This is a genomic window from Nocardia farcinica, from assembly GCF_029867845.1.
Taxonomy (GTDB): Bacteria; Actinomycetota; Actinomycetes; order Mycobacteriales; family Mycobacteriaceae; genus Nocardia; species Nocardia farcinica_A.
Map to the genome: position 1 here is coordinate 1 of NZ_JARWRU010000973.1, position 4,927 is coordinate 4,927.

Sequence of the window (4,927 nt, forward strand, 5' to 3'; positions counted from 1 at the left end):
CCTCCCGGTAGCGCGCGACCGGCTGGTACTCGATCGGCAGCGACTCCGCGTAGTGCGCCACCCCCGCCTGGATGCGCTTCTCCCGCTCGGCCACATCGGCCTCGAGATCGACCTCGGAGAGGTCCTTGAGCAGCCACGCGACCTCGTGCGGGGCATAGGACCCGAACGTGGGCCCGCGCAACGGTTCCGGGAACCGGCGGGCGGCGGGGTCTCGCGGGGCCGCCTCGGACGACGCGCTCACGGTCCGCGCCGCGCGCAGCGCCACCGGGTCCGCGCCGGGCACGACCGCCACCAGCACCTCCGCCCCCGACGCGATGAGCACGTCGACCACCCCGCCCGGCCCGGTCAGTTCCTCCGTGTCCGCGGGCGCGTCGATCACCAGCACCAGCACCGGATCGACAGCGGCATCGACTCCGCCTCGGCAGGCGCCGTCGAGGCCAACCGCCGCACCACCGCTACCGGCGCCGCAGGCAGCAGCCGGTGCGACCGCGTCGATCGGCTCGATACCGAACAGCGCCGACAGCCGGGCGTCGTACTCGGTGAGCCACTGCGCGTTGTACAGGTAGCGCGGCACCTCGTCCACCGGTTCGGGGGCGCGGAAGCGGAAGCCACGACGCAGCGGGTAGCCGGGCTCGTCGAGCACATGGGCCGGGGAGCGGGTGGTGGTCTGGAACCGTGCCGGGATGCCCGCGGCGACCAGCGCGTCGGCCAGACGCAGCGGCAGATACATCAGTTCCTCGTGGCCGAGCACGATCACCGGGCGGCCGGGGGCCAGATCGGCGAGGCGGGCGCGCAACACCGCGTCGGCCGCCGACAGCGCCGCCTCGAAGGCGCGGGTGTCGGCGTCGAGGATGCCGTGCCTGCCGCCCTCGGGAACCTCGGCGGGCCAGGGCAGTTCGACCCGGTGCGCACGACCGCGCACCGCGGCGACGGGGTTGAGCTCGGGCTCGGGCAGCGCCTGCACCGCGCTGATCAGATCGGCGGGCAGCACGGTCGAGCCCTGCGCCAGGCACACCGTGTCGATGCGCGCACCGAGGTCGGCGGCCACCTTCTCGAACCGCTCGCGGTCGGCCTCGGTGCGCATGTCGACCAGCGAGGCCAGCACGTAGTGCGTGCGCGGGGCGAATTCGTGCAAGGCGCGCACCGCGTCCAGCGCCGTCGCGCCGGTGGAGATCTCGTCGTCCACCAGCACCAACGGCAGCTCGCCCGCGAACACCTCGGCGGGCTCGGGTTGCAGCAGGTGCGAGGTGGCGTGCGAGTGCCCCTCCTCGAACCCGGTCAGCGTGCGCGCGGTCGGCACGTCACGGCGGGTGGAGTGCAGATAGCAGCGCGCGCCGAGACGCGCGGCCACCAGATGGCCGAGGCCGGTCGCGGTCTCGGCGAAGCCGAGCACCACCGCGGCGTCGGGGCGCACCAGCACCTGTCGCACCAGATCGCCGAGGCGCTCGCCCGCCGCGATCACCACGCGGGGGTCGGTGGGCAGATGCTTGCCGAGCACGGTCGAGACCAGCAGGTGCGCGCGGCGCGGATTGCGGCGCAGACCCGGCGTGACCAGCGCGCCGATCCGCATCGGCGTATCGGCATGGTCGAGCTCGCGCAGTTCCAGTCCGAGCGTCCTGGTCGCCCAGGGCGCGCTCATCCGCTCACCGCGGCCGTCAGCAGGTCCACGAAGGACACCCCCTTCTTCGCCACCCCGAAGACCCGCGCCCGCAACATGGTCTGGCGCGCCCAGCTGCGGTGCGGCCGCATCTCGTTCATCTTGTTGCGGTACTCCGAGGCCGCGACACCGCCCACGTCGTCCTGCAGGATGTCCAGCGCGTCGGAGTACTCCTCGTGCGAGACCACCGACAGCGCGTGCACCGCCGCCACATGCGAGGGATGGATCACCGTCTTGCCCTGGATGCCGTTGGCGCGGTCCAGGGTGATCTCGCGCAGCAGCCCGTCCAGATCCCGGCTCACCAGGTACTGGCGGAACTTCACCGCGTCCGACTCCTCGAACGGCGCGGTGCGCAGCAACGGCCGGAACATCCGCTCGTGGTCGGCGAAGTACTCCCACACCGGCCCGGTGATGACGAAGCCGGTGCCGTCGGCGCGGCCGAGGTAGTTCACGATGTCGGCGATGACGTCGGCGACCACGCGCACGTCGTAGATGGTCAGGTCACGGTCGCGGCGGATGCCGAAGGTCGAGCACATGTCGGTCGCTCCGATGCGCACCGCCAGGATCTGCTCACGCTGCTCGGCCAGCATGGCCGCGATCTGGGTCAGCTCAGCGTCACGGCTCTGCCGGTGCACCAGCGCGGGCGACTCCAGCACCGGCATGCCGAAGATCGGCCGGTCCAGCCGCTCGGCCACATCGGCCAGCGCGTCGAGGTACTTCTGGCCGGAGACGCTGTCGAACTTCGGGAACACGAATCCCGACAGCGCGGCCAGACCGGGGCCGAGCTGGTCGGTCAGCTCGCCGATGGTGTCGGCGTCGCGCACGCGCACGAACAGCAACGGCGCCGAGTCGCGGTCGACGGCCAGTTCGTCCAGTGTCGCCACGGTCTGCCGCTTCGCCCGTCCCACCTCGTGGTCGGCGACGGCGTCCTCGAGGTCGATGACCATGGAACAGACCCCGCGCGCCGCGCGTCTGCGGATGGTGTCGGCCAGATCCGCGCGCGTGGCGGGCACGTAGAGGGTGGCCCCGAGGGCGACCGCCAGCAGGTCCCGGTCGGTCGAGTCGCCGAAGGGTTCGGGCTGGCGATGGAACAGCGATCTGGCGGTGGGGCCTTGCAGCTGCCGGAAGTGGCGCAGCGGCAGTCGCTTCCGCAGGCTGATGTCCTGCCGGAGGGCGACGGGAGCGGTCATCGAAGCTCCATTCTGGTGACTCGCGGTCATGTTCGTCGAGGTGGACCCTGTCGAGGTGGGCCCTACTGAGGTGGCCCCTACCGAGGCGGGCCCGGTTGTTTTCTCATGCGCTCCACCACACCGGCGATGAATTCGGTGACGGCATCCAGTTCCGTCACATACGCCCAGTAGTCGGGGTGGCGTCCCGACAGTGTCGCGCTGATCCGATCGAGGCGTTCGGCCTGCGCGTCCAGCACCGAACCCCATTCGCTCACGAGGTCTCTGCTGACCGCGAGCATCTGGGCGTCTCGCAGCCGGAATCGTACGTCCTTGAGCTTTTTCTCGGGGTCTTCGCGAACGGATCGCAGCATCGCCAGTCGTGCGGTGACGCTGTCGATCAGTTGTTCGGCCTCTGCGAGGTCACCCCGCGCGATGGAGGTCAGTTCAAGGGCGGTCTCCGGGTCGTTCTCGCGCAATGCCGTGCGGGCCCGGGTGAGGGCCTCGGCGGCGGCATCGATCGCTCGCTGGCTTTCCCGCTCATTGTTGGTCAGATCGGCCGAACTCGCAGCATTGAACTCCCGCAGCAGCGCCGAGTAGGCGGGCCGCAGGCCTTGCGCGCGCGTGCGAACGGCGTCCAGCCTGGTGCTCGCCGAGCTCACCGCGTTGGTCGCGGCCGTCCCGCGAAAGGGAGCCTGCGACAATGCTTCCGACAATTCCTCGGTGATGGCCTGCACCCGGTTGGCGGTCTGCCTGACCCGGCCCGCCTCAGTGGCCGGGTCGAGGGCGTCCAGTGTGAGCAGAACCTCATCGAGCGCGGCCGTCCGCTGCCGCACCGAGGGGTAGCCCGCGTACTCCGAGGCCAGCACCCGCCCCCGCACCTCGGCGGCCTCGGCCCGCACCCGCGCCACCAGCTGCGGCACCACCCGCGCCAGCTGCACCGCCTCCTCGAGGGTGGCCCTGCGCTGCTGGTAGAAGGCGTCGATGCCGGCGGCGGCGTCGGCGAGCTGGGCCACCACCGCGTCGGTCCTGGCCTGGCCCGCCGGTAGCCAGGTGTTGTCCCGCTCGGCCGCCTCCAGCTCCTGCGACCAGCTCAGATAGGCGTCGGCCGCCGCGTAGCAACGCGCCCGCACCGGCTCCCACGCGCGGCTGTGGTCCTGCCCGGGAAACATCTGCCCGGCGGCGCCCACCGCGGCCTCCGCCGCGCTCTGCCTGTGGTCCATGTCCAGGAATGCCTGGGCGAGCCTGGTCCTGGCCTGCTGAATCCACTCGTTGTTCCCGGAGGAGCGAAACCATCCCCGCATGCGCCCAGCCACGCCCCGATGGTAGGAGATCGCGCTGTTCACCGGGGCTTACCCCGCTTCCTACGCAAGATCGGGGAAACCTACTACTGTCGTAGGTCGTACCCGGCGATTCGGACATGCTGGGAGCACAGACGGACTAATGAAAGGGATTCCCGCATGGGTGTCAGTTTGTCCAAGGGCGGCAATGTCTCGCTGACCAAGGCGGCGCCGAACCTGACTGCCGTTTCCGTCGGCCTCGGCTGGGACGTTCGGACCACCACCGGCACCGATTTCGACCTCGATGCCAGCGCCATCGCCACCGGCGCGGACAAGAAGGTCATCTCCGACCAGCACTTCGTCTTCTTCAACAACCTGAAGTCCCCCGAAGGCACCATCGAGCACACCGGCGACAACCGCACCGGTGAGGGCGAGGGCGACGACGAGGTCATCAACGTCGACCTGGCCAACACCCCGCCGAACATCGAGAGCATCTTCTTCCCGGTCTCGATCTACGACGCCGCCAGCCGCCAGCAGTCCTTCGGACAGGTCCGCAACGCCTACATCCGCGTGGTCAACCGCGCCAACGGCGAGGAACTGGCCCGCTACGACCTCACCGAGGACGCCTCCACCGAGACCGCCATGATCTTCGGCGAGCTCTACCGCAACGGCGCGGAGTGGAAGTTCCGCGCCATCGGCCAGGGCTACGCCTCGGGCCTGGAGGGCATCGCCCGCGACTACGGCGTCAACGTCTGACAGCAGGCTCGACATCTCGTCCCACGGTAGGGGGGGCGGATAGGGGCGCCCCCAACCGCGGTGGCAGG

Annotated in this window: 4 protein-coding genes; 1 reads left to right on the forward strand and 3 read right to left on the reverse strand. The window is 70.5% G+C overall.

Annotated elements, in window-relative coordinates; genetic code table 11:
* The 3 genes from QH283_RS21480 to QH283_RS21490 all read right to left on the reverse strand — a co-directional run.
* Positions 1-1,639: phosphoribosyltransferase domain-containing protein (locus QH283_RS21480; protein ID WP_280504774.1), on the reverse strand; the 1,639-nt coding region annotated here is incomplete at its 3' end.
* The gene (locus tag QH283_RS21485; protein WP_280504775.1) at positions 1,636-2,847 is read right to left on the reverse strand and encodes an HpcH/HpaI aldolase/citrate lyase family protein; all 1,212 of its coding nucleotides are present in this window, start codon (positions 2,845-2,847) and stop codon (positions 1,636-1,638) included. The genes QH283_RS21480 and QH283_RS21485, both read right to left, overlap by 4 nt.
* A gap of 77 nt (positions 2,848-2,924) precedes the next feature.
* On the reverse strand, positions 2,925-4,139 hold the full coding sequence (locus QH283_RS21490) for a hypothetical protein (RefSeq protein ID WP_280504776.1): 1,215 nt from the start codon (positions 4,137-4,139) through the stop codon (positions 2,925-2,927).
* A 144-nt stretch (positions 4,140-4,283) separates the two neighbouring features.
* On the opposite strand from QH283_RS21490, the gene QH283_RS21495 reads away from it, so the two are divergent.
* Positions 4,284-4,859, forward strand: a complete 576-nt coding sequence (locus QH283_RS21495; protein ID WP_280504777.1) for a TerD family protein — start codon at positions 4,284-4,286, stop codon at positions 4,857-4,859.
* The last annotated feature ends 68 nt before the right edge of the window (positions 4,860-4,927 follow it).

Excerpts from the sequence above, each read along its gene's own strand:
- QH283_RS21485 (WP_280504775.1), bottom strand. The coding sequence starts at position 2,847 with ATGACCGCTCCCGTCGCCCTCCGGCAGGACATCAGCCTGCGGAAGCGA.
- QH283_RS21495 (WP_280504777.1), top strand. The coding sequence starts at position 4,284 with ATGGGTGTCAGTTTGTCCAAGGGCGGCAATGTCTCGCTGACCAAGGCG.